This window comes from Kribbella sp. NPDC006257 (assembly GCF_040613535.1).
Lineage (GTDB): Bacteria > Actinomycetota > Actinomycetes > Propionibacteriales > Kribbellaceae > Kribbella.
The window spans coordinates 70,015-91,992 of sequence record NZ_JBEXSJ010000015.1; the positions used below are offsets into that span (position 1 = coordinate 70,015).

Here is a 21,978-nt window from a genome sequence, read left to right on the forward strand (position 1 = left end):
AGTTGCCTCAGGCATCGATGGTGGCGAGCCCGGGGTAGCCGACCGGGTACGCCGGCGTACTGGCGATCCGTCGTTGTCCGCAGTCGCACCGCTGGTAGACGAGCAGGCCCTCACTCACCCGGTGGGCGGACTCGACGCTCCAGCGGTGCCGATGGGGTTCTGATGTGGTGGTCATGAGTCCATCGTGCTGTAATGCCATTGTGCATCTCAACCCTTACGGCGCCGACGCGGTCCTGCTCGCCGTCAACCTGGTCACCAACCCGGCCCGTACGCCGGCCGAGCTAGCCGAGCGGTGCGAGGAGAGCGGCGTCGAGAGCCGCCTGGTCCGGACGCGATCGGTGACGCAGGCCGATCTGGCCGCAGTACAGGTGGCGCTGGACGAGTGGCTCGCGGTGGTCGACGCACCGGACGACGAGACGCGGGTGAGGCTGGCCAACGAGATGCTCGCCAAGTACACCGAGCATCCGCGGCTGACCAATCACGCGGGCGACGGGTGGCACATGCACTACCGCCCCGACGACGTCCCGGTCGGGCGCCTTGTCGCAACCCTGATCAGCACCGGTACGGCGTTGCACCTGGCCGGCCGCGGCATCACTCGATTGGGCCGTTGCAGCACAGAGGGTTGCGACAACGTGTACGCCGACCTCTCGCGCGGCGGGCGGCAGCGGTACTGCAGCCCCGCCTGCGCCAACCGGGACGCCGTCCGCCGCCATCGCTCCAGGCACTAGGCCGTCGGGGCCCGTAGTACGGGGTCCTAGGATGGGCAGATGAGTGAGAGCAGCAGCGAGAGCCAGGGGATGCCGATGGCCGGCGCCCAGACCGAGGACGGCAAGGTCCTGATCGTCGGTCCGGACGGCATGGCCGTCGAGGGGCCGCCGCGTTCCGAGGACGACCACGAGCGCGACGACGAGCCGCGCTCGGTGACCGAGCTGGTCGAGCAGCCCGCCAAGGTGATGCGGGTGGCGAACATGGTCCGCCAGCTGCTCGACGAGGTGAAGTCGGCGCCGCTCGACGAGGCATCCCGCAACCGGCTGAAGACGATCCACGCGGCGTCCATCAAGGAGCTGGAGAGCGGCCTGGCGCCGGAGCTGGTCGAGGAGCTGGAACGGCTCAGTCTCGATTTCACCGACGACAGCACGCCGACCGAGGCCGAGCTGCGGATCGCGCAGGCCCAGCTGGTCGGCTGGCTCGAGGGACTCTTCCACGGCATCCAGACCGCGCTGTTCGCCCAGCAGATGGCCGCCCGGCAGCAGCTCGAGTCGATGCGCCGCGCCCTACCTGGTGGTCAGCAGCTGCCACCGGAGGACGGCCAGTTCCCGGGCGCTCCGCAGGCCGGCAATACCGACGGCCCCGGCAGCGGCGGGATGTACCTGTAATTCAGGGCAGCTGTAGCGGTTTGAATTGACGCGATAAACAAAGCATTCGTAGCGCTTTCAGAAAAATTCTTCGAGGACGGTGGCGACACCGTCCTCGTTGTTTGCCGGGCAGATCACATCCACCATCGCCAGAACTTCGGGGTGCGCATTCGCCACGCCGTACGAGGTGCCGGCCCAGGCGAGCATCGGCAGATCGTTCAGCGAGTCACCGAACGCGATCGTGTCGGCGGCCGAGATCCCTTGTTCTGCAGCGAAATCCGCGAGCATGGACGCCTTCGAGACACCGCTCGCGGCGATCTCCACCAGGCTGTGGCCGCCGCTGTGGCTGGCGGCGACGCGATGCCGTACCAGTGGATCGATCCGGGCCAGTAGGTCGTCGGAGTGCCAACTGGGGTGCCGGACGAGCAGTTTCGCGGCCGGCTCGGCCAGCAGTTCTTCGAGTTCGGCGACCAACGTGTCGTCCGGAGTAGGCCAGCGATTCAGGTATCTCGGTTCCTGTCCGTAACGACTCGATCGCTCAACGGCAAACTCCACTTCGGGAATCTCCTGCCGGATCGCCGTCGCCACCTCGAGCGCGACTGCCGGATCGATCAGCCGGGTCCGGATCGCCTTGCGCTGAACGACATCGTAGAGAATGGCGCCGTTGGCAACGATCGCGACGCCGTGGTCGCCGACCAGGTCGGCCAGGTCGTGCAGCCAGCGAGGTGGCCGTGCGGTGACCATCACGAAAACACTTCCGGCGGCCTGGGCCGCGAGCACCGCGGCCTTGGTGCGCGGCGAGATGGACCGGTCGTCGTGTATCAAGGTTCCGTCAAGATCGGTCGCGATCAGACACGGTGGGCGGGTGGAACGTTGCGCGGACACGGGCCCACCGTAGCCGGTTCTCGCGGGTGCTCTAATACCCTCCCGGAGGCCCTTGGCGCAAGCATTTGGACATCGCTTTCCATGCAATCTGGTTGACCGTTGAACAACGTCATCAGACCGTTACGGCAGGATGCTGCAAAGGCAGCTAGTTCCCATGCACAGCAGGGTTTCTGCGTGATTTCATGCGGTGGCTAGCGGGGAACCGGGGGCGATTCAACCGCGTCGTACGCCTGTTCCGGATCGAAGGATCTGGTGCAGCCCCATCCCGGCAAACAGCGTCGCGGAACTGATGCTGAATTTGGTGCAACCAAATCCACTTCAGCGACGTCAACAGTAATGGATCGGTGCGTCCAGCGCCGGTCGACAGGGTGGGTCGGCAACAGAGGGGTCGGTCCATCAGCTAGTGGGCTCGTTGTTCGGACGTCATTCACCGTTCGTTCACAGAGTCCTGGAACTTGGGGAGCCACGATGACTGTCAGCAGCGCCACGATAGCGGGGCAAGGGAGCAGCGTCTCCCGAGCGGCTGTCGACACATCTTCCATCATGGAAGGGGCCATGACCGGCTGCAGTGCCCGGACAGACATTTTCCAGCACCGCTTGATGGAAGACCCGCCGCCCGCCTCCGCGACGCGGCGGACCAGGGAGCGCTACGACCAGCTGGTCCGTGAGGCCAAGACGCTCTGCGCGTCCTGCCCGTTGTTCACCGACTGCCTGTTCAGCGCCGTTGCGGAGCACGATGTCAGCGGCTTCGTCGCCGGCACCACGGCGGCACAGCGCAGGTCGATGCGCAATCTGCTCGACGTCGAGGTGCAGGCCGACGACTTCGACCAACTGGCCGGAGCCCGCGGAACGCGCCGCCCGGTCAGCCACGAAGAAGTGTTGCGGCTGCGGACGCAGTACCCGAGTGACAGCCTGGAATCCCTGGCCATGCGGCTGGGATGCTCGCTGTCGACGGTGAAGCGTCACCTGCGCAGGGCCCGGCGCGGCCAGAGCCCCGCCAGCAAGGCCCCGCGTCGCCGCCCGGAGCTGAGCGCCGTCCTGGACGCGTTCGACGCCGTGGTGGACCAGCCCTGCCAGGCGCCACGACCCGGCACGACCCGCGTCGCCTGACAATTGAACTGAACAAAGCCCCCTGATACTCGGCCCGCCAGCGGACTATCAGCAGCGAAGGCCCGAATCCCTGCAGTCGCAGGTGATCCGGGCCTTCGGCACGTCCGGGGAACTATTGCATCAGGACGAAAAGGCTGGCGAGGATTTTCGCCGTACTGCTAGAACCAGCGGTTGAGAACTGCGGCCACACCGTCGTCCTGGACCGACTTGGTCACCTCGTCGGCGGCCACCTTCACCTCGTCGGGTGCCGAACCCATCGAGACGCCCAGTCCTGCGTAGACGAGCATCTCGATGTCGTTGCGTCCGTCACCGATCGCGACCAGGTCGGCCGAGTCCAGTCCGTACTGCGCCAGCGCGACCTTCAGGCCGGTCGACTTGTCGACCCCTTCGGGTGCGATGTCGAGCCAGGCCGTCCAGCCGACGAAGTAGCTGACCCCGTGCAACCCCAGTCGCTCGGCGAGCTGCACGAAGTCCGCCTCGGACGCGTCCGGGTCGCGAATGATCAACCTGGTCACGGGTTCCGGCGCGAGCTCGGCGTCCGGCACCACCCGGACCACCGCCTGCTTCCCGAGGTCGCCGTCCGGGAACGGCGCGGTCACCCGGTACCCGTGCCGGCCGTTGTCGTGCTCCTCGACCGCCATCCGGGCGTTCGGCGCATGCTTGCGCACCGAGGCGATCACGGTCGTCGGATCGAAGGTGCGCTCGTCGATCGCCGTCCCCGACGGGAACCGGACGGTCCGTGCACCGTTGCTGGCGACAACGAATCCGTCGGTGAGCCCGAGCAGCTCAGCCACCGGCTTGGTGGTGTGGTACGCCCGGCCGGTGGCCAGGATGATCGGCACCTGGGCGGCCGCCCGGCGGACCGCGTCGATCACGGCGGGCGAGATCCGCTCGTCGTGATCGATCAGCGTTCCGTCGATATCCAGCGCAACGGCCTTCGGCCGCCAGCCGTCGGTCACTTGCCGACCGGTTCGAGCACGTCCCGGCCGCCGACGTACGGACGCAGGGCGGCCGGCACCCGGACCGAACCGTCCGCCTGCTGGTGCGTCTCGAGGATCGCGACCAGCCAGCGGGTGGTCGCCAGCGTCCCGTTCAGCGTCGCGACGGGCCGGGTCTTGCCGTCCTCGTCGCGGTGCCGGATGTTCAGCCGGCGCGCCTGGTAGTCGGTGCAGTTCGAGGTCGAGGTGAGCTCGCGGTAGGCGCCCTGGGTCGGCACCCAGGCCTCACAGTCGAACTTCCGGTACGCCGAGGTGCCCAGGTCACCCGTGGCGGTGTCGATCACCCGGTAGGCCAGTTCCATCTTGTCCAGCATCTCCTTCTCCCAGCCGAGCAGCCGCTGGTGCTCCGCGGCGGCGTCTTCGAGGCTGCAGTAGGAGAACATCTCGACCTTGTCGAACTGGTGGACGCGGATGATCCCGCGGGTGTCCTTGCCGTGCGAACCGGCCTCCCGGCGGTAGCAGGACGACCACCCGGCGTACCGGACCGGACCGTTCGAGACGTCGATGATCTCGTCCATGTGGTAGCCGGCCAGCGGGACCTCCGACGTACCGACCAGGTAGAGCTCGGGCTCGTCGAGGCGGTAGACGTCGTCGTGGGCGTTCAGGTAGCCGGTGCCACCCATCACCTCGGGCTTGACCAGGGTCGGCGTGATCATCGGGGTGAAGCCGTTCTCCACCGCCTGGGCGATCGCCAGCTGGAGCATGCCGAGCTGGAGCAGCGCGCCGACGCCCTTGAGGAAGTAGAACCGGGCGCCGGAGATCTTCGCGCCGCGCTCCATGTCGATCGCGCCCAGCAGCTCGCCGAGCTCGAGGTGGTCACGGGGCTCGAAGCCCTCGGCGGCGAAGTCGCGCGGCTTGCCGATCTCCTCGACGACCACGAAGTCCTTCTCGCCGCCGACCGGGGCCTCGTCGGAGACCAGGTTCGGCAGGTCGCGGGAGAGCTGGTCGAAGCGCGCCTCGGCCTCGTTCGCGGCGGCCTCGGTCGCCTTCACCTCGGCCGACAGCGCCTTGGTGCGCTCCAGCAGCGCGGCCCGCTCGTCGCCCTTGGCCTGGGCGACCTGCTTGCCGAGCCCCTTCTGCTCGGCGCGCAGCGATTCGAACGCCGCGATGGACGATCGACGATCACCGTCGGCCGCCAGGACCTGGTCCACCAGGTCGGTACTCTCGCCGCGCTTGGTCAGGGCCGCACGGACGACATCGGGGTTCTCACGGAGCAATTTGGCATCGATCACACAGCGAGGGTATCGGGGCGTGTCCCGGGCGGCGAAGTGTATTCGGGATGATGAGCTGGCACCAGGTCATCATCAGAGGGTTTTCGAGGGGGTTTCGAGCGGGCGATGAACCATCATCCACCCACGCAGGTCGGCCGTGCGCTCACGGTTGTCCTCGGGGTGCTTCCGTTCACGATCATCACCCTGCTGGTCTTCGGCGACTGGCCGCCGCTGCGCCGCTGGGACCTGTCGGTGGCCGACGAGGTCGCGGAGTACGGCGCCGTGCACCAGAACGTCGTCCAGTTCTGGCAGGTGGTCTCCGCAGTCTCGGTGCCGTGGACCGCGCGCGGGATCATCGTGGTGGTCGCGGCCTACTTCTGGCATCGCCGGGCTCGCCTGCTGGCGGTCTGGCTGGTGGTGACGGCCGGCGCCGAACTGGGCCTGGCCCAGGCCGTCAAGCACATCTTCGACCGGCCGCGTCCGGCGCAGATGCTGGTCGAGGCCGACGGCTGGTCCTACGTCTCCGGCCATGCCGCCGCGGCCTTCGTACTGGCCGGCGCGCTCGGGGTCGTCCTGCCGTCCGTCCGCGGCTGGCGGCGGCGGTTCCGGCTGCTGGTCACCCTGCCGGTCATCGCCGTGGTCTGGATCGTCTCGGTGGACCGGGTCGTGCTGAACGTGCAGTACGTCTCGGACGTCCTCGGTGGCTGGGCGCTCGGCCTGGCCATCCTCACCGCCACCTCGATCGGCTTCGGCCTGCGTCCCGGCCTCCGCCGGCGCCGTCGACGGGCGGTCACCGACGGCTCTGCCGCCCCGCCGCGCGCGGCGGTGATCGTGAACCCGATCAAGGTCGGTGACGGGGTCGCGTTCCGGCGGAAGGTGACCCGGTCGCTGTCGGTCCGCGGGTACGACGAACCGCTCTGGCTGGAGACCCGGATCGACGACGCCGGCAACGCGATGGCCAAGCGCGCGATCGAGCACGACCCGGACCTGGTCCTGGTGGCCGGCGGCGACGGCACCGTCCGGGTGGTCTGCGCCGCGCTGGCCAACACCGGCATCCCGGTCGGCGTGATCCCGGCCGGTACCGGCAACCTGCTGGCCCGGAACCTGCACATCCCGCTCGACCTGGACGACGCGCTGGAGCGGATCCTGGAAGGCCGGGACCGCCGGATCGACCTGGTCACGGTCTCCGGCGATGGGCTGGACACCGACCGGTTCGCGGTGATGGCCGGACTCGGGCTGGACGCCGCGATCATCTCGGAGGCGCCGCCGCACCTGAAGGCGCAGATCGGCTGGACGGCGTACCTGGTCTCCGCCGCCCGCAACATCAACCACCCGTCGGTGCAGGTCCGGATCCGGCTCGACGACGCCGAACCGGTCGAGCGCCGGGTCCGGACCGTGGTGATCGGCAACGTCGGCATGCTGCAGGCGAACATCCCGCTGCTGCCCGACGCCCGGCCGGACGACGGCCTGATCGACGTGGTGGTGATCGCGCCGCGCCGGGTGACCCAGTGGCCGCTGGTGTTCTGGCGGGTGATGACGCGGACCAAGCGGACCGAGATGTACCTCGAGCGGTTCACCGGGCGGAGGGTGGAGATCACCGCGGCGGTCGACGTCCAGCGTCAGCTCGACGGCGACGGGATCGGGATGGGCCGGTCACTCACCGCCGAGGTCGAACCGGGCTCACTGGTGGTCCGAGTCCCCAAACGCCGATGACAGCTGCTCAGCACCGATGAGCGACCCAGCGCCGGTCGTACTCCAAGCGTCGGTGACCCCTGGTCAGCGGTGGTCGGGGTCTTCGAGCGCGGGCGAGGCCTCCTTGCGGAGGGTCTCGATCGCCTCTTCCTCCTCCGGTGAGAGCTTGGACTCGCTCTGGAAACCGGCCACCTCTTTGGCGTAGGAGCGGGCATCGTTCCGGCTGTTGATCGAGGTCAGCACGACGCCGTCGCCGTTGTCGTCGAGCAGCGCCATCGACCAGGACAACCGGCCGCCCATGTCGCCGTACGCGTCGTACCGGACCACCGCGAGGTGCTGGAGCGTCTCCCGCATCTCGTTGCGGGCGTCCTCCAGCTCCTTGCTCAGCCTCCGCAGCTCAGACTTCACCGTGCCAGGCTTCTGCGGCTCTTGCGGCTGCGGCTCCGGCTGCTCAAGCGTTTGGACCGGCGTCGCGGGGAGTTTCTGGGCGGTCTTGGGAGCACCGGACTGCGCTCGCAGCGCCTGGATGGCGAACACGAGGGCAAGCACCGCCACGAACAGAGCAGCGATTCCGAAAGCATCGGCTAACGTCGAAGACACGACCTGGAGCCTAATGCCTGCGTGGTCAACCGGGTGCGCTGCGTACGAATGACAGGTCCGAATCGGCGATTTCCTGCTGGGCCACGTAGATTCGCGACGTGACTCATTTGCCTGACCCAGGTCCGCAACCAGGCGTGCACGATCTCGGCTACGCCCGGCTCGACACCGACCGCCTCGAGCGTACCGGCGACGCCGAGGTGGTCTACGGCGCCGGTAAGACGCCGTCCCAGGTCGTGGAACTGCTCCGCACCCTGCACGAGACCCACCCCGGCACCGCCGTCCTCGCGACCCGGCTGACCGAAGAGGCCCAGGCGGCTGTCGCTGCCGCGCTGCCCGACGCGGTGGTCGATCCGATCGGCCGTACTGCGGTGCTCGGCTCAGCGCCGGTACTACGGGGCACGGTGGCCGTGGTCGCAGCCGGTACGTCGGACGCTCCGGTGGCGGCGGAAGCTGCGACGACCGTCCAGGTGTTCGGCTCCTCGGTGGACCTGATCACCGATGTCGGCGTTGCCGGGCTGCACCGGATCATGGCGGTCCGCGAGCGGCTCGACGCGGCCGACTGCCTGATCGTGGTGGCGGGGATGGAAGGTGCGCTGCCGAGTGTGGTCGGCGGGCTCGTCGGGGTGCCGCTGGTCGCAGTACCGACGTCTGTCGGGTACGGCGCTTCGTTCGGTGGGGTGGCTGCGCTTCTCGGGATGCTGAACTCGTGTGCGCCGGGCGTGACCGTGGTGAACATCGACAACGGGTTCGGGGCCGGGGTGTTCGCGGCCCGGGTCGCGCGCAGGGCGGCGCCGGCCGAGGTGAAGCCCTCATGAGGGTCGCGTGGATCGATTGTTCGGCCGGAGCGTCCGGAGACATGCTGCTCGGCGCGTTCCTGAGCGCCGGCGCGGATCGCGAGGTCGTAAATGCTGCGGTCCGCGCCGTGGACGCCTCGCTGTCGGTCACGGTCGAACAAACCAGCCGCCACCAGATCGCCGCCACCAAGGCGTCAGTCCGAGTAAACGGCGAGCTACACCCTGAAGGTCCTGCTGTTGAAGTTGGACACGGGCACGGACATGGACATGGACATGACGGTGATGCCGGTCATGGGCACGGACATTCGGCGGCTGGCGGGGCTACCCGGACCTGGGCTGAGGTTCGGGGGTTGATCGAGGCGGCTGGGCTGAACGACGCCGTGCGGGATCGGGCGTTGGATACGTTTGCCCGGCTGGCTCGGGCGGAGGCTTCGGCTCATGGGGTGGAGCCGGATGCGGTGCACTTCCATGAGGTCGGCGCGCTCGATGCGATCGCCGACATCGTGGGAGTCGCGGCGGCGTCCGTGGCACTGGAGCTGGACCGCGTTGTCGTGTCGACGATCTCGCTCGGTGGCGGCGGTCAGGTTCGCGGGCAGCACGGTGGGATTCCGGTGCCGGGGCCTGCGGTACTGCATCTGCTTTCCGAGGCAGAGGCACCGGTGGTCGGCGGCAACGCGCCGTACGAGATGACCACCCCGACCGGGGCCGCGTTGCTCGCCACGCTGGCCGACGAGTTCGGGCTGATGCCGCCGATGCGGATCCAGCAGACCGGCGTCGGTGCGGGCGGGCGGGACCCGATCGAGGTGCCGAACATCGTCCGGGTGGTGATCGGCGAGACGATCGAGCAGCCCGGGACCGAGCTGGTCTACGAGACCAACGTCGACGACCTGGATCCGCGGATCTGGCCGCAGGTGCTCGCGCGGCTGATGGAGGCGGGCGCGGCGGACGCCTGGCTGACCCCGATCCTGATGAAGAAGGGCCGGCCCGCGCACACCCTGTCGGTGCTGGTCAGCCGGCCGAACGCCGAGGTCGTCCGCGCGGTGATCCTCGCCGAGACGTCCGCGATCGGGCTGCGCGAGTTCGACATCCGCAAACACGCGGCCGACCGGGAGTTCGCGAGTGTCGATGTGGACGGGCAGCGGATCCACGTGAAGATCGCGCGGTACGGCGGCCAGGTGGTCAACGTGCAACCGGAGTACGACGATGTCGTGGCGGCAGCGACGGTGCTGAAGCGACCGGTGAAGAACGTGCTGGCCAAGGCGATCGCGGCCGGGCACGATCTCTGGAGTTAGCTTCTCAGCGGCCCGAGTACGGCGGGGCGAAGAACACGAGCAGGGCCAGGTCCTCGGTGATGTCGACGAAGCGGTGTTCTTCCTCGGCGGCAACGAACAGCACATCACCGGGGCCGATCTGCTCCGAACCGCTCGGCGTCACGAAGGTCGCCCGGCCGGTGGTCACCACATAGATCTCGTCCTCGTGATGCGGCGCCTGGTCGTCGACCGCACCGGCGAGCAGCGAATACGTCCCCACCGACAGCGAATCGGTCCGCAGATGTTCCGCGAAGTGATTCGGTTCCGCCTTCTGGAAAACACCCGCCCCTGACAGCTTCATCCGGCCGATGTTAGTGGGCTGCGGCCTTTTCCGACACAGCCTTTGCTTTGCGTTTGGGCCATTCGTACGGCCACCACTTGGCGCCGCCGCGGCGGGCCCAGATGATCAGGCCGATCAGTACGCCGAGCTCGATCGCCGGGCAGATCGTGTCCCGCAACCGGGCGCTGAACCACTCCAGCGAATCGGACAGCGACGCCGCCACCTGACGGGCATTGGGGTCCCGGCCGGGCACGTAGGCGATCGCGAGCATCGTCGTACGGACGATCATCAGCTTGTCGACCTTGGACGACGCGACGGCGGCCAGCGCGACCCAGGCGATCAGGTCGTACCAGGGCAGCGAGTACATCGCCGTGAGCAGCCAGGCGATCGCGTAGATCGCGGTGTAGCGGATGGCGTCCGGCGTACGGTCGTCCGGGTGTGTCTGCGGCACCAGCGACTTCGGGAAGACCTGGGAGAGCAGGATCGCGACCAGGATCAGCCCGACCCACGAGGCGATCGCGAGCAGCGTGCGGACCAGGGCTCCGGGGAGGAACAGGTCGAAGAGGCTCAGGATCACCTTGTGCGGCGTACCGGTCGAGATGAACGACGTCTGCGACCTGGCCTGCTGGAACGCCTGCAGGCCGACGATGGAGTACAGACCGCCCATCGAGACCGCGCCGCCGACGCAGAAGTAGATCGCCCGGCGCCGGTCCGCGCGCAGCGACCAGAGCATCGCGACGCCGACCAGGCCGATCGACAGCTTCGTACAGCCGGCCACGCCGAGCATGATCCCGGCCCAGAACACGTGTTTGCGGAACAGCACCAGCGCGAACACCGCGAACATCACCGCGATCGCGTCGTTGTGCGCACCGGCCAGCACGGCCCACAGCACCAGCGGGTTGGCCATCCCGATCATCACCACGCGGCGCTGGTTCGGCAGGTTCTTGCCGACCAGCTTGAGCAGCAGCAGTCCGGTCACGATGATGCTGATCGCGACCGACAGCTGCAGCATCCAGACGGTCAGTTGCATCGAGTCGCCGCCGACCCAGGAGGCGAACCATTGGATCCAGGTCGCGATCGGGCCGTAGACGCTCTTCGCGCCCTGCCAGGGCCGCTCGGTCGCCGCGATCACCGGGTCGTAGCCGAGCCGGATCGTGTCGGCCGGCGCGGTCGTGTACGGGTTGCCGCCGAGCGACATGATCCGCCCGTACGCCGCGTAGATCAGCACGTCGCCGGAGGCCATCGGCGGCACCAGGGTGATGGCCGCCGTCGTACCGATGCCAAGGGCAACCAATCGGCTGACGCGTGGGGCCCAGCCGTTCTTCAGCGCCTTCGCGGCGAGCCAGACGCCGTACCCGCCGAGCAGGATCGCGACGTAGATCATCACCGAGACGAGCCAGTCGTTCGGCTTGGTGTTCCACCAGTACGACGGGAGCCAGGCGTGCCGGTTCGTCAACGTCAGCACCACAACGGACGGACCGAGCAGGCCGGCGGCGACGATCAGGGTGGTCGAGGCGAGATAGAGAGCGACCGCGCGGCGACCGTCCTTCAGTGCTTTGGGATCGACCGTTTGCCCGGTGCTCAACGGCTCGGTGCTCATGGGAGTGGCTTCCTCGATGGCAGCGCGCTGCGGGCGGCGAGCGCCCGGCGTACGTGCAGGAACTGGCGACCGCGGTGCAGCTGGCCGCGCAGGTCGGTGCCGGTGGCGCGGTGCCGGACGTCGATCGGGACCTCGACGATGCGGAAGCCTTTGCGGCCCAGGTCGATGCTCAGCGCGGTCTCGACGCCGAAGCCACTCGCCAGCGGGAGCGCGGCGTCGAACGCGGTCCGGGTCAGACAGCGCTGGCCGGACAACGGCTGCTCGGGCGCCCAGCCGGTCGCCTGCTCGATCCCGGACCTGGCAAGCCGTACGACGAATCCGTGACCGCCGGCCTTGCTGCCATCGGCGCGGATCTGGGCCGGGAGAGTACCGATCGTCATGTCCGCACGACCGGCCAGCACCGGCTCGATCAGCGGCTCGGCACCGGTCGCGGTGTCGGTCAGGTCGGCGTCGAGGAACAGGAGATGCCGTGCGCGGGCACCGTCCCGCTCCGCCACCGCCACCGCCCCGGTCTCCATCGCCGCCGCCTTGCCCTTGTTCTGTTCGTGCCGGACGACGACCGCTCCGGCCTGCTCGGCGGCCGCCGCGGTGCCGTCGGTGGACCCGTCGTCGACCACGACGACCAGGTCCACACCGGCGATCTTCTGCACCGCGGCCACGGTCGCGGCGATCCGCTCGACCTCGTCCTTCGCCGGAATCACACAGGCGACAGCACCGTTCACGGGCTCGACGGGAGGCAGATCAGTACCGGACACAGCACCGCAGCCTAGTTGTTCCCCAGCCGATCCTCCGCCTCAGCACCACCCCCTGTGGATATCTCCTCCTTTCGAACGATCAGGAGGTTCGTCAAGCTGCCGCTTCCATCAACGCGTGCGCCACCCGGCGACAGAGCGACGCCTCTCGGTTGAACACCTCGGGCCAATCTGTTCTCAGCACCCGGTATCCCTTTGACCGTAGCCAGTCTTCCCGCTGTTTCTCACGGAACAGATCGGAGGCTTCCGCGTACTTCGACTTGCCGTCCGCCTCGAGGATCAAGCGCGCCGACGGCCAGCAGAAGTCCACCCGGAACTCCCCGATCTCGGCCTGCAGGGTGGGTCGAGGAATGCCGCCCCGGTCGAGCACCAGTCGGGTCAACGACTCCAACGGACTTTCGGCTCGACTGTCGCACAGCGCCAGCATCTCGCGGGCCGCGCGGATGCCCGGCGAGCGTGAGCAGTCGGCCAGGACCCGGTCGAGGCCGGCGAGATCGAGACCCATTCTGAGTGCCGCATCCCCAGCGACGACGGCGCAGCGTTCGCCCTGACGACGGGCCACATCGACCAAAGTACGAGCGACAGTGGTGACCGGCCAACCGTCCACACGGGTCAGATGCGCCTCTGGCAGCCGGGCGATCCGGACCGCCGTCGTACCGGAATGTTTTCCGTTGGCACCGATCTCCACCGGCCGGACCAGGACAGGTCGGGACGGCGGACCGCCGAGCAAGTCCATTCGATGCAACGCGGCAGCACAGGCTCCAGCTGCCATTTCTCCATGGCCTAGAACAAACCCGTTTCCTGGCCTTTTCCGGCACCCAATCTTCAAACTGTGGATAACCCCGTCCGGCCCCGGCTCCACACACCGAGCCTCCGACAGCAAGTTGCGTTGCTTCAGCACCCGGTCGTAATCCTGCCGCTTGACGCCACTCCCACCCGACTCCCAGCACCACCCACCCCGACTCGCGGTCCCCCACCCCACCCCAGACCAGCCCGCCTCGACATACCGGCCCGACTCACCGTCACCCCTCGACATACCGGCCGCCGTGAGCATCTGGGCAAGTCGCCTGGGGAGACTGGGCGGGCCGCCTGGGGAGACTGGGCGATATGGGCAACTCACCTGGGGAGACTGGGCGGGCCGCCTGTCGAGAGCTGGGCGAGCGGGGTCGCGGGGGTCGAAGGGCTTGTGGGAGAGATGGGTCGAGCTTGGGCTCGAATGTCTCAGGAGCGGGTGCGGTCGTAGAGGAGGGTGAGGGCGCCGGACTCGGTGGGGGTGGAGTCGGTGAGGTGCCAGGAGGTGGTGGGGAGGCCGTCTTCGAAGAGGCGGGCGCCGCCGCCGACGAGTTCGGGGGCGAGGGTGATGCTGAGGCGGTCGAGTTCGTCGGCGGCGAGCAGATCGCGGATCACGCTGCTGCTGGCCAGGACGATGATGTCGCCGCCGGGTTCGGCGCGGAGCTGCTTGACCACGGAGGCGGGGTCGGCGTTGACGATCCGGGAGTTCTGCCAGGGCGACTCGGTCAGCGTGGTCGAGAAGACGACCTTCTCGACCTCGTTCAGCCACTTCGAGAAGGCCCGGTCCTGCGGCGCGGCGTTCTCGTCGTCGGCGACCGCCGGCCAGAAGCCACCGAAGCCCTCGAAGTTCTTCCGGCCGAGCAGGGCCGTGGTGGCGGTGCTGGTCACCCGCGTCATGTGGTCGCGGGCGCCTTCGGTGATGGCGTGCGGCACGATCCAGCTCATGTCGTAGTCGCCGCCGGCACCGTTGATCCGGCCGTCGAGCGAGAGCGTGATGTTGCCGGTCACCGTGCGGGAGTTCTGCTGGTTCATCTCGGTGTTCCTTCGGTGAGTGGGACTCCTTCGCGGCGTCCTCTTGACCACAATCCTGTCGGCGGGCAGACCCCGGAACATCTGCCACCTGGCCGATATCCCCCGCCCCTTGGCCGACGAATTGGCGTTCGGCGAAAATTGTCGGACAATCAGACAGAATCACGGCGGTCCCAGCGGGGCTGCCGTAGCTTGGTGGGACGACGGGTCGACGAGAGGGCAGGGGCATGACTGAGGCTTATGGCATCGACAGCGAGGTCGGGCCGCTGCGGACGGTGATGCTGCACCGGCCCGGCAACGAGCTGCGGCGACTGACTCCGCGCAACAACGACAAGCTGCTGTTCGACGGCATCCCGTGGGTCGGCCGCGCGCAGGACGAGCACGACGCGTTCGCGCACGCCCTCCGCGACCGCGACGTCGAGGTGCTGTACCTCGGCGTACTGCTGACCGAGGCGCTGAACCACCCGGACGCCCGTACGGCGGCAGTCGACGGCGCGATCGAGGATCTCCGGCTCGGCGACACCCTGCGCGATTACCTCCGCAACGCGCTGACCGCGCTCGACCCGGCGGCCCTGGCCGAGGCGCTGATGGCCGGCGTACGGAACGACGAAGTACGGGCCGGTGGCCTGGTCACCTCGTTGCTCGCCGACGAGGACTTCCTGATCGATCCGCTGCCGAACCTGCTCTTCACCCGCGACTCGAGCGTCTGGATCTCCAGCTCGGTCGCGGTCACCTCGCTCGCGATGCCGGCCCGGGTCCGGGAGACCCAGCTGACCGAGCTGATCTACAAGTTCCACCCGCGATTCGCCGGTGCTGACAAGGTCTACGACCACACGCTCGAGCACGTCGAGGGCGGCGACGTGCTTGCCCTCGGCCCCGGCGTACTGGCTGTCGGTGTCGGCGAGCGGACGACGCCGGCCGGTGTCGAGCGGCTGGCCAGGCGGGTGTTCGCGAAGGATCTGGCGCACACCGTCCTCGCCGTACCGATCGCGCAGCAGCGCGCGACGATGCACCTGGACACCGTCTGCACGATGGTCGACGTCGACGCCGTCCTGATGTACCCGAACATGGCCGAGGAGATGCGCGCGCTGGCCGTCACCACCGACGGCGAGGAACTGCACGTCGCCGAGTCGGAGCCGTTCCTGGTCGCCGCGGCGAAGGCGCTCGGGATCGACACCCTGCGGCGGATCGACACCGGCCTCGACCCGGTCACCGCAGAACGCGAACAGTGGGACGACGGCAACAACACCCTCGCGCTGGCACCGCGGGTCTGCATCGCCTACGAGCGGACCGTGGAGACCAACGCGCGGCTCGAGGAGTCCGGTATCGAGGTCATCCGGATCTCCGGATCGGAGCTCGGTTCGGGCCGCGGCGGCCCGCGCTGCATGTCCTGTCCGGTACTGCGGGATCCGCTGACCGACGTCTGAGAAAGCCGGCTCTGAGATCGATTTCAGGGCCTGGTGAGGTGGCCGACACGCGGAGTGAAGTCGGGGGTTGTCGTCCGGCCGGGTTATGAGTACTCTTCATGCCTAGGCCCAGGCCCTGTTGCTCCCCCGTCAGCAGGACTTGGGCCGTCCACGTGAAAAGACCCCCTCACCGAGTCGGTGAGGGGGTCTTTGTCTGTCACTCACAGCTTTGAAAAGACTTCATTCTCTAACGGATCGTCAACTGCCGACTCGCCAGACCCGCACGAGCAGCCCGCTCCTCGTGCGTGAGCGCCGCCTCCGTCGCCAGCGCCTTGTCGAGCGCCACCGCGAACTCCGCGACCGGCTTCTCCAGGTCCGCGGCCTCGGCATCGGCCGGCAATTCCCAGACCGGAGCCAGTACGCCGAGCGCCCGGAACGAGCCGATCAGGCGGCTCCCGTCGACCAGCGCCGACGAGCCGGCCGCGTGCAGCCGGGCGAGCGCGTCGAGCAGGGTGTCCTCCGAGTGCGGCAGCACCCAGCGCAGGTACCGGCGGTCGCCGATCTGCGTCCAGTACGCCGCCTCGGCCGACTCCAGTCGCACGGTCGGCGAAGCGGCCGCGTTGGCCCGCTCCAGGCCGGCGGCCACTTCGCCGGTCGGGTCCTCGACGTTCTCGCCGACCCAGTAGTCGAAGCCCTCGTGCACCTTGACCTCGATCGGCTTCGAGGTGTCGATCAGGTCCTGCAGCCGCGGGCCGTCCTTGAGCAGGTCGCCGAGCTGGATCGGGTTGCCGGGCTCGGTGTGCAGCGCGGCGGTGATCGCGTGGCCGAGGTCGCGGCTCGGGTCGCCGGACGAGGCGTGCGTCTGCATCCCGATCCAGATCGTCTCGTCGTCGCGGACCAGACCGGGCATCGCCATCGGCAGCAGGGTGACCAGGTTGACGGTCTTGCCGCCGTGCTCGCCGGTCAGCGTGACCTCCGCAGTACCGGCGGGGACGATCTCGCGGAACGCGATCAGGTCGCACTCGGCCGGCAGACCCTCGAACGGCCGGACCACGAAGCTGTCCGCGGCCTGGGCCTGCTCGCGGCCGTGGCACTGCTTGAACCGCTTGCCGGAACCGCACGGGCAGGGCTCGCGCGGGCCGACGTCGACGAGGTCGGCCGGGTCCAGCGTGACGGTCGTGGTGTTCTTGGCGCGAACGCGCGACTTCTTTCCCATGGCCGCAGTCTTGCAGCAACTCCCGGGAGAGGGTTAGTTCGGCAGCCTGGTTCAGCTGGGGACGACGGCGTAGACGGTCCGCCAGGCCTTCGCCGTACGGACGCCCCAGTCGGAGGTGAGCACGTCCACGATCGCCAGGCCGCGGCCGCCGATCGATTCCGGGTGCGGTTCGCTGATCCGGTGCGGTTCGGTCTCGCCGCAGCCGTCGGTCACCTCGAGGTGGATACCGGCCTTGTCGATCCACCAGGTGGCACGGACCTCACCGGCCGGCAGTGCGGGGGCGTAGCGGATCGCGTTCGACAGCAGTTCGGACAGCACCAATTGCGCGTCGTCGCAGGCGTTGCCGGCGACCCGGTACCGCTTCAGATAGCCGGCCAGTCGGCGGCGGGCATCTGCTACCGCAGACACTTCGTGCGGCAGTACGACGTCCACAACACTCACGTCGGCGGGCAAGGTCGCAGAGGACAAGCAGGGTCTCCTCAGTCAAAGGAACAGCACTACCACTTCTGCCCCCGATCGGAGCTGTGAAAACACCCTTTGGTATTCCGTTACATAGCGGCGCCGAAGATCACACGTTTAGGTGAGAAACCGAGATATAAAGTCCCGAATTGAACGTTGCAATAACCGCCTGCATTCAGCTGATTACGCAGCTGGACGTCGATCTCTTGCGGGTTGGAGACACTCCGCAACCGGCTATCGGCCGCGCCGGAGCCGGTCCATCAGCCGGCGGCGGTGCTCGGCCGCGTAGGCGGGGGCGTCCGCGGGGTCCTCGGCGAGGGTCTTGAGGGCCATTTCGGGGTGGTCGCTGATCAGGGCGTCGACGCCGAGGTCGCGGCAGAGCCGGACGTCCTGCTCGGTGTTCACCGTCCAGACGTGGACCTGGTGACCGTGCTTGTGCGCGCGATCCACGTACTCCGGGTGCGCGCTGACGATCTCCAGACTCGGACCCGCGTACGAGACGCCGGCCGGCAGCGAGCCGTCGCGGAACCGCAGCGGCACCCGGTCCATCAGCAGGACCGTGCGCAGACCGGGCGCCAGCACCCGCATCCGGCGCAGCGAGAGCCAGGAGAAGCTCATCACCCGGACCGGGGACTCGGAGCCGACCTTGGGGTGCGCCCAGCCGAAGCGGTCGAGCATCTCGATCAAGCGGCGCTCCACCAGACCGGCGTACCGGGTGGGGTGTTTCGTCTCGATCGCCAGCTCGAGCGGGCGGCCGGCGTCGTGAACGGTCGCCAGCAGCTTTTCGAGCGTGAGAACTTTGGTCATGTCCGCGTCGGGCAGGTCGGCCTCGTCGTCCAGCTCGGCCCAGGGGTTCTTCCACGAACCCCAGTCGAAGCTGTCGAGCTCCTCGAGGCTCATCGTCGACAACACCCCACGCCCGTTGGAGGTACGCTCGATCCGCCGGTCGTGCACACACACCAGGTGCCCGTCCGCGGTCAGCCGGATATCGCACTCGAGCCCGTCCGCGCCCGCCTCCACCGCCCGCCGGTACGCCGCCAGCGTGTGCTCGGGACTGACCTCACTCGCCCCCCGATGGGCCACCACTCTCGGGCGTCTCCCCATACAGAGAACTCTGGCACGCCCCCATCCCCACCCCCCACAGCCACGCCTCCCACCAACCAACCAGTTCCCCCCGCCACACCACCCACGCCCCCTCACACACCACCCACACCACCTACGCCCCCTCACACACCACCCACACCACCCACGCCGCCTCACACACACCACCCACGCCGCCTCACACACACCACCCACGCCCCACACACCACCACGGGCTCGGAAGATCACCAGGGGTCCCAACACCACCACCGACTCGGAACACCACACCGGGATCCGACGTCCCCGCAGTGGTCCGGACACCACCACGGGCCCCGACCACCACCACAGGGTCCGGACACCCGTGCGGTTGGGATACCAACGCGGGGGTCCGAACAGCATCACGGGGGCCCGAACAGCATCGCGGAGGTGCGGACACCATCACGAGGGCTGGGACAAGGTATGCCCTGTCCAGACGCACGGTTACCTGTCCACACCCCCGGTTGCTTGTCCGCACCCCCGGTTGCTTGTCCGCACCCCCGGTTGCTTGTCCGCACCCCCGGTTGCTTCCACGCCCCGGTTTTCCGCACCCCTGGTTGCTTGTCCAGATCCCCGGTTGCTTGTCCGCACCCCCGGTTGCTTGTCTGCACCCCCGGTTGCTTCCACACCCCGGTTTTCCGCACCCCTGGTTGCTTGTCCAGATCCCCGGGTGCTCGTCCAGATCCCCGGGTGGTGTGCGAGGCATCGGGGCCTGACCGGGTGGGTGAGGATGGGGGGATGGAGATGCGTGCGGTGGTGCTCGGGGGGCCGGTGGCGGCGGGGGAACTGCGGGTTTCGACGGTGGGGGTGCCGGAGCCGCCGGTGGGATGGGTTCGGATCAAGGTGGAGGCGTTCGGGCTGAATCGGTCGGAGTATCACCTGCGGGCGGGATTGGCGACGGGGGCGAAGTTTCCGATCATTCCGGGGATCGAGGCTGCCGGGACGGTGGATCTGGCACCGGGTGGTGAGTTCACGCCGGGGCAGCAGGTGGTGGCAATGATGGGCGGGATGGGTCGGCAGTACGACGGTGGTTATGCGGAGTACACGGTGGTGCCGGCCGGCTCGGTGATTCCGGTGGAGACCAACCTGGACTGGGCGACGCTTGGTGCGCTGCCGGAAATGCTGCAGACGGCTCATGGGTCGTTGCACACCGGACTCGGGATCCAAGCAGGGCAAACGTTTTTAGTGCGTGGCGGTACGTCGTCGGTCGGCGTCGCGGCCGCCGTTCTCGCGAAGGACTTCGGGCTGACCGTGCTGTCGACGACGCGGAATCCGGACCGGCTGGACGTGCTGCGCGAACTGGGTGTCGACCATCCGTTGCTCGACGACGGAAACATCGCGGAAAACGTGCGGAAACTGTTTCCGGACGGGGTGGACGCGGCGCTGGAGCTCGTCGGCACGAACGTGCTTCCGGACACGCTGAAGGCGACCGCGGTTCACGGAACCGTCTGCTTCACCGGCATGTTGAGTGACGCGTGGACGATCCCCGACTTCTACCCGATCGGCTATCTGCCGAACGGTGTCCGCCTCACCGCATACGGCGGCGAGAGCAGCGACCTACCGGCCGAGGCGTTCCAGCGCTACGTCGACCTGGTCGCTGACGGCCGGCTACCGATCCGCATCGACCGGGTCTTCGCGATGGAAGAGATCGCCGAAGCCCACCAGGTGATGGAGGATGGCCGAGCGGTAGGCAAACTCGTCGTCCGCGTCAACTGACAATTCATCGCCCCGGCACGCCGGAAGCTCTGAGTTGCCCCGGCCGACCGCTATCGGCCGGGGCGGAAAACACGCAAACGTTCGCCGTTCAGCTGGCCAGGATCGCCGAGCCGCTCGACGCACTCCCCGTCGCCCAGGAGGCGGCGAGAGCGTTCCTCAAGCTGTTGCCTCCTGCAACGAATCCGCCGTGCGGCCGGCTGGGCGTGGGAGGCCGTAGTGGTCGCGCAATGTCGTGCCGGTGTATTCGGTGCGGAAGAGGCCGCGCTGTTGGAGGATTGGGACGACGTGGTCGGCGAAAGCCTCCAGGCCGGAGGGTAGGACGGCGGGCATGATGTTGAAGCCGTCGGCGGCGCCGGCGTCGAACCAGTCCTGGATCGCGTCGGCCACCTGCTCCGGCGTACCGCTGAAGGTTCGATGCCCACGGCCACCACCGAGTCGCCCGATCAGCTCGCGGACGGTCAGCTTCTCCCGTCGCGCGAGGGTGACGATCAACGTGTAGCGGCTCTTCGCGCCCTCGATCTCGTCCTCGTCCGGCAGGTCGGCCGGCAACTGCTGGTCGAGCGGCAGGTCCTCCGGCTTGAGCTTGAGCGTCTTGGCCAGCTGATCCCGTGCGTACTCAGGCCGGATCAGCTCGTCCAGTTCGCGCTCGAGTTGCAAAGCCTCCTCAACAGTCCCGCCGATCACCGGGACGATGCCGGGCAGGATCTTGATCCCCTCCGGGTCCCGCCCGACGGCCGCAGTACGGGCTTTCAAATCCTTGTAGAACTCCTGCGCATCCTCCAGCGTCTGCTGCGCGGTGAAGACCGCTTCGGCGTACCGAGCAGCCAGACCCTTGCCGTCCTCGGACGAGCCCGCCTGCACGATCAGCGGGTAGCCCTGCGGCGACCGGGGCAGGTTCAGCGGGCCACGGACCTGGAAATGCCGGCCGACGTGGTCGATCGGATGCACCTTGTCGTTGTCGCCCCAGACGCCGGACTCCTTGTCGGCCAGCGTCGCGTCGTCCTCCCAGGAGTCCCAGAGCTTGAAGGCAACTTCAAGAAACTCGGCTGCCCGGTCGTACCGTTCGGCATGCGCGGGCTGGTCGGCGAGGTTGAAGTTCTTCGCCGCCTCCGGCCCGGCCGTTGTCACCACATTCCACCCGGCCCGGCCGCCGCTGACGTGGTCGACGCTCGCAAATCGCCTGGCCAGGTTGAAAGGATCGTTGTACGTCGTGGAGGCGGTCGCGATCACCCCGAGTCGCGAGGTGACCGCCGCGATGGCGGTCAGCAGCACGGTCGGCTCGAGCGACCCCGCCGGACGCCGGCCGACATTGCCGAACAACACCGGCGAATCGGCGAAGAAGATCGAGTCGAACTTCCCGCGCTCCGCGATCCGCGCCAGGTTCTGGTAGTGCGCGACATCGGTGTTCGCGGTCGGGTTACTCTCCGGCAGCCGCCACGACGCCTCGTGGTGCCCGGTACTCATCAGGAACGCGTTCAGGTGCAACTGCCGGGTCATAGCGATACTCCCAGGGGTCCTGTGATGGTTGTGGTTTGAGTGATTGCGGTGGTCAGGTGCGTGCATCGCGGTGCTGGAGGAGGGTCCTCGATGCGGAGCATCGTGGATGCTCCTCCAGTGCCGCGAGGTGCGTGCCTGGGCGCCGCAAGCGCCAAAGCAC

At 68.2% G+C, this 21,978-nt stretch carries 22 protein-coding genes; 8 read left to right on the forward strand and 14 right to left on the reverse strand.

The window, feature by feature from the left end:
* Positions 1-7: 7 nt before the first annotated feature.
* Positions 8-175, reverse strand: coding sequence for a hypothetical protein (locus ABZ004_RS19680; protein ID WP_355681371.1), 168 nt, complete (start codon positions 173-175; stop codon positions 8-10).
* A gap of 25 nt (positions 176-200) precedes the next feature.
* Here ABZ004_RS19680 and ABZ004_RS19685 point away from each other — a divergent pair, with 25 nt between their 5' ends.
* Together ABZ004_RS19685 and ABZ004_RS19690 are read left to right on the forward strand one after the other, a co-directional pair.
* Positions 201-728, forward strand: coding sequence for a CGNR zinc finger domain-containing protein (locus ABZ004_RS19685; protein ID WP_355681373.1), 528 nt, complete (start codon positions 201-203; stop codon positions 726-728).
* 39 nt (positions 729-767) lie between these two features.
* Positions 768-1,376 (forward strand): bacterial proteasome activator family protein, encoded by a 609-nt coding sequence (locus ABZ004_RS19690; protein WP_355681375.1) that lies wholly within the window; start codon positions 768-770, stop codon positions 1,374-1,376.
* A 57-nt stretch (positions 1,377-1,433) separates the two neighbouring features.
* Here ABZ004_RS19690 and ABZ004_RS19695 read toward each other — a convergent pair whose 3' ends face one another.
* The gene (locus tag ABZ004_RS19695) at positions 1,434-2,240 is read right to left on the reverse strand and encodes an HAD family hydrolase (RefSeq protein WP_355681377.1); all 807 of its coding nucleotides are present in this window, start codon (positions 2,238-2,240) and stop codon (positions 1,434-1,436) included.
* Between the two features lie 555 nt (positions 2,241-2,795).
* Here ABZ004_RS19695 and ABZ004_RS19700 point away from each other — a divergent pair.
* Entirely contained in the window at positions 2,796-3,350 is a 555-nt protein-coding gene (locus ABZ004_RS19700) for a WhiB family transcriptional regulator (protein WP_355681379.1), read from the forward strand.
* A 158-nt stretch (positions 3,351-3,508) separates the two neighbouring features.
* Here ABZ004_RS19700 and ABZ004_RS19705 read toward each other — a convergent pair whose 3' ends face one another.
* The gene (locus ABZ004_RS19705) at positions 3,509-4,309 is read right to left on the reverse strand and encodes an HAD family hydrolase (protein ID WP_355681381.1); all 801 of its coding nucleotides are present in this window, start codon (positions 4,307-4,309) and stop codon (positions 3,509-3,511) included.
* Entirely contained in the window at positions 4,306-5,580 is a 1,275-nt protein-coding gene (gene serS, locus ABZ004_RS19710) for a serine--tRNA ligase (protein ID WP_355681383.1), read from the reverse strand. The genes ABZ004_RS19705 and serS overlap by 4 nt, the downstream gene beginning before the upstream one ends.
* Before the next feature lie 105 nt (positions 5,581-5,685).
* Here serS and ABZ004_RS19715 point away from each other — a divergent pair, with 105 nt between their 5' ends.
* A complete protein-coding gene (locus ABZ004_RS19715) occupies positions 5,686-7,272 on the forward strand; it encodes a diacylglycerol kinase family protein (RefSeq protein WP_355681385.1) in 1,587 nt (528 codons plus the stop codon).
* A gap of 63 nt (positions 7,273-7,335) precedes the next feature.
* On the opposite strand, the gene ABZ004_RS19720 is transcribed toward ABZ004_RS19715, so the two are convergent.
* Complete coding sequence (locus ABZ004_RS19720; protein ID WP_355681387.1) at positions 7,336-7,851, reverse strand: DUF4446 family protein; 516 nt, start codon at positions 7,849-7,851, stop codon at positions 7,336-7,338.
* 98 nt (positions 7,852-7,949) lie between these two features.
* Here ABZ004_RS19720 and larB point away from each other — a divergent pair, with 98 nt between their 5' ends.
* Together larB and larC are read left to right on the forward strand one after the other, a co-directional pair.
* Positions 7,950-8,666, forward strand: coding sequence for a nickel pincer cofactor biosynthesis protein LarB (gene larB, locus ABZ004_RS19725; RefSeq protein WP_355681389.1), 717 nt, complete (start codon positions 7,950-7,952; stop codon positions 8,664-8,666).
* Positions 8,663-9,937, forward strand: a complete 1,275-nt coding sequence (gene larC, locus ABZ004_RS19730; protein ID WP_355681391.1) for a nickel pincer cofactor biosynthesis protein LarC — start codon at positions 8,663-8,665, stop codon at positions 9,935-9,937. Before larB ends, larC begins: the two co-directional genes overlap by 4 nt.
* Positions 9,938-9,941: 4 nt before the next feature.
* On the opposite strand, the gene ABZ004_RS19735 is transcribed toward larC, so the two are convergent.
* From ABZ004_RS19735 to ABZ004_RS19755, 5 genes are all read right to left on the reverse strand, one after another.
* Entirely contained in the window at positions 9,942-10,256 is a 315-nt protein-coding gene (locus tag ABZ004_RS19735; RefSeq protein WP_355681393.1) for a cupin, read from the reverse strand.
* Positions 10,257-10,266: 10 nt separating this feature from the next.
* The gene (locus ABZ004_RS19740; protein ID WP_355681395.1) at positions 10,267-11,835 is read right to left on the reverse strand and encodes a DUF2029 domain-containing protein; all 1,569 of its coding nucleotides are present in this window, start codon (positions 11,833-11,835) and stop codon (positions 10,267-10,269) included.
* Positions 11,832-12,590, reverse strand: coding sequence for a glycosyltransferase (locus ABZ004_RS19745; RefSeq protein ID WP_355681396.1), 759 nt, complete (start codon positions 12,588-12,590; stop codon positions 11,832-11,834). Before ABZ004_RS19745 ends, ABZ004_RS19740 begins: the two co-directional genes overlap by 4 nt.
* A 91-nt stretch (positions 12,591-12,681) precedes the next feature.
* Positions 12,682-13,359, reverse strand: a complete 678-nt coding sequence (locus ABZ004_RS19750) for a DUF559 domain-containing protein (protein ID WP_355681398.1) — start codon at positions 13,357-13,359, stop codon at positions 12,682-12,684.
* 449 nt (positions 13,360-13,808) lie between these two features.
* A complete protein-coding gene (locus tag ABZ004_RS19755; RefSeq protein WP_355681400.1) occupies positions 13,809-14,411 on the reverse strand; it encodes a dihydrofolate reductase family protein in 603 nt (200 codons plus the stop codon).
* A gap of 224 nt (positions 14,412-14,635) precedes the next feature.
* On the opposite strand from ABZ004_RS19755, the gene ABZ004_RS19760 reads away from it, so the two are divergent.
* Positions 14,636-15,835, forward strand: coding sequence for an arginine deiminase (locus ABZ004_RS19760; RefSeq protein WP_355681402.1), 1,200 nt, complete (start codon positions 14,636-14,638; stop codon positions 15,833-15,835).
* 226 nt (positions 15,836-16,061) lie between these two features.
* Here the strand turns inward: ABZ004_RS19760 and ABZ004_RS19765 are convergent, their stop codons facing one another.
* From ABZ004_RS19765 to ABZ004_RS19775, 3 genes are all read right to left on the reverse strand, one after another.
* Complete coding sequence (locus ABZ004_RS19765) at positions 16,062-17,030, reverse strand: DUF5926 family protein (protein ID WP_355681403.1); 969 nt, start codon at positions 17,028-17,030, stop codon at positions 16,062-16,064.
* A gap of 51 nt (positions 17,031-17,081) precedes the next feature.
* The gene (locus ABZ004_RS19770) at positions 17,082-17,498 is read right to left on the reverse strand and encodes an ATP-binding protein (protein ID WP_355681405.1); all 417 of its coding nucleotides are present in this window, start codon (positions 17,496-17,498) and stop codon (positions 17,082-17,084) included.
* 225 nt (positions 17,499-17,723) lie between these two features.
* Entirely contained in the window at positions 17,724-18,575 is an 852-nt protein-coding gene (locus ABZ004_RS19775; RefSeq protein ID WP_355681407.1) for a glycerophosphodiester phosphodiesterase family protein, read from the reverse strand.
* A 768-nt stretch (positions 18,576-19,343) separates the two neighbouring features.
* On the opposite strand from ABZ004_RS19775, the gene ABZ004_RS19780 reads away from it, so the two are divergent.
* The gene (locus tag ABZ004_RS19780) at positions 19,344-20,321 is read left to right on the forward strand and encodes a zinc-binding alcohol dehydrogenase family protein (protein WP_355681409.1); all 978 of its coding nucleotides are present in this window, start codon (positions 19,344-19,346) and stop codon (positions 20,319-20,321) included.
* 156 nt (positions 20,322-20,477) lie between these two features.
* Here the strand turns inward: ABZ004_RS19780 and ABZ004_RS19785 are convergent, their stop codons facing one another.
* Positions 20,478-21,818: an LLM class flavin-dependent oxidoreductase gene (locus ABZ004_RS19785; protein WP_355681411.1), complete on the reverse strand. Its 1,341-nt coding sequence runs from the start codon at positions 21,816-21,818 to the stop codon at positions 20,478-20,480.
* Positions 21,819-21,978: the final 160 nt, after the last annotated feature.

Bases quoted from the DNA above. Each gene is read 5' to 3' on its own strand.
- ABZ004_RS19690 (WP_355681375.1), top strand. From the start codon at position 768: ATGAGTGAGAGCAGCAGCGAGAGCCAGGGGATGCCGATGGCCGGCGCC.
- ABZ004_RS19750 (WP_355681398.1), bottom strand. From the start codon at position 13,359: ATGGCAGCTGGAGCCTGTGCTGCCGCGTTGCATCGAATGGACTTGCTC.
- ABZ004_RS19700 (WP_355681379.1), top strand. From the start codon at position 2,796: ATGACCGGCTGCAGTGCCCGGACAGACATTTTCCAGCACCGCTTGATG.
- larC (WP_355681391.1), top strand. From the start codon at position 8,663: ATGAGGGTCGCGTGGATCGATTGTTCGGCCGGAGCGTCCGGAGACATG.
- ABZ004_RS19680 (WP_355681371.1), bottom strand. From the start codon at position 175: ATGACCACCACATCAGAACCCCATCGGCACCGCTGGAGCGTCGAGTCC.
- ABZ004_RS19765 (WP_355681403.1), bottom strand. From the start codon at position 17,030: ATGGGAAAGAAGTCGCGCGTTCGCGCCAAGAACACCACGACCGTCACG.
- ABZ004_RS19715 (WP_355681385.1), top strand. From the start codon at position 5,686: ATGAACCATCATCCACCCACGCAGGTCGGCCGTGCGCTCACGGTTGTC.
- ABZ004_RS19755 (WP_355681400.1), bottom strand. From the start codon at position 14,411: ATGAACCAGCAGAACTCCCGCACGGTGACCGGCAACATCACGCTCTCG.
- ABZ004_RS19780 (WP_355681409.1), top strand. From the start codon at position 19,344: ATGGAGATGCGTGCGGTGGTGCTCGGGGGGCCGGTGGCGGCGGGGGAA.
- ABZ004_RS19785 (WP_355681411.1), bottom strand. From the start codon at position 21,818: ATGACCCGGCAGTTGCACCTGAACGCGTTCCTGATGAGTACCGGGCAC.
- ABZ004_RS19760 (WP_355681402.1), top strand. From the start codon at position 14,636: ATGACTGAGGCTTATGGCATCGACAGCGAGGTCGGGCCGCTGCGGACG.
- ABZ004_RS19735 (WP_355681393.1), bottom strand. From the start codon at position 10,256: ATGAAGCTGTCAGGGGCGGGTGTTTTCCAGAAGGCGGAACCGAATCAC.
- ABZ004_RS19740 (WP_355681395.1), bottom strand. From the start codon at position 11,835: ATGAGCACCGAGCCGTTGAGCACCGGGCAAACGGTCGATCCCAAAGCA.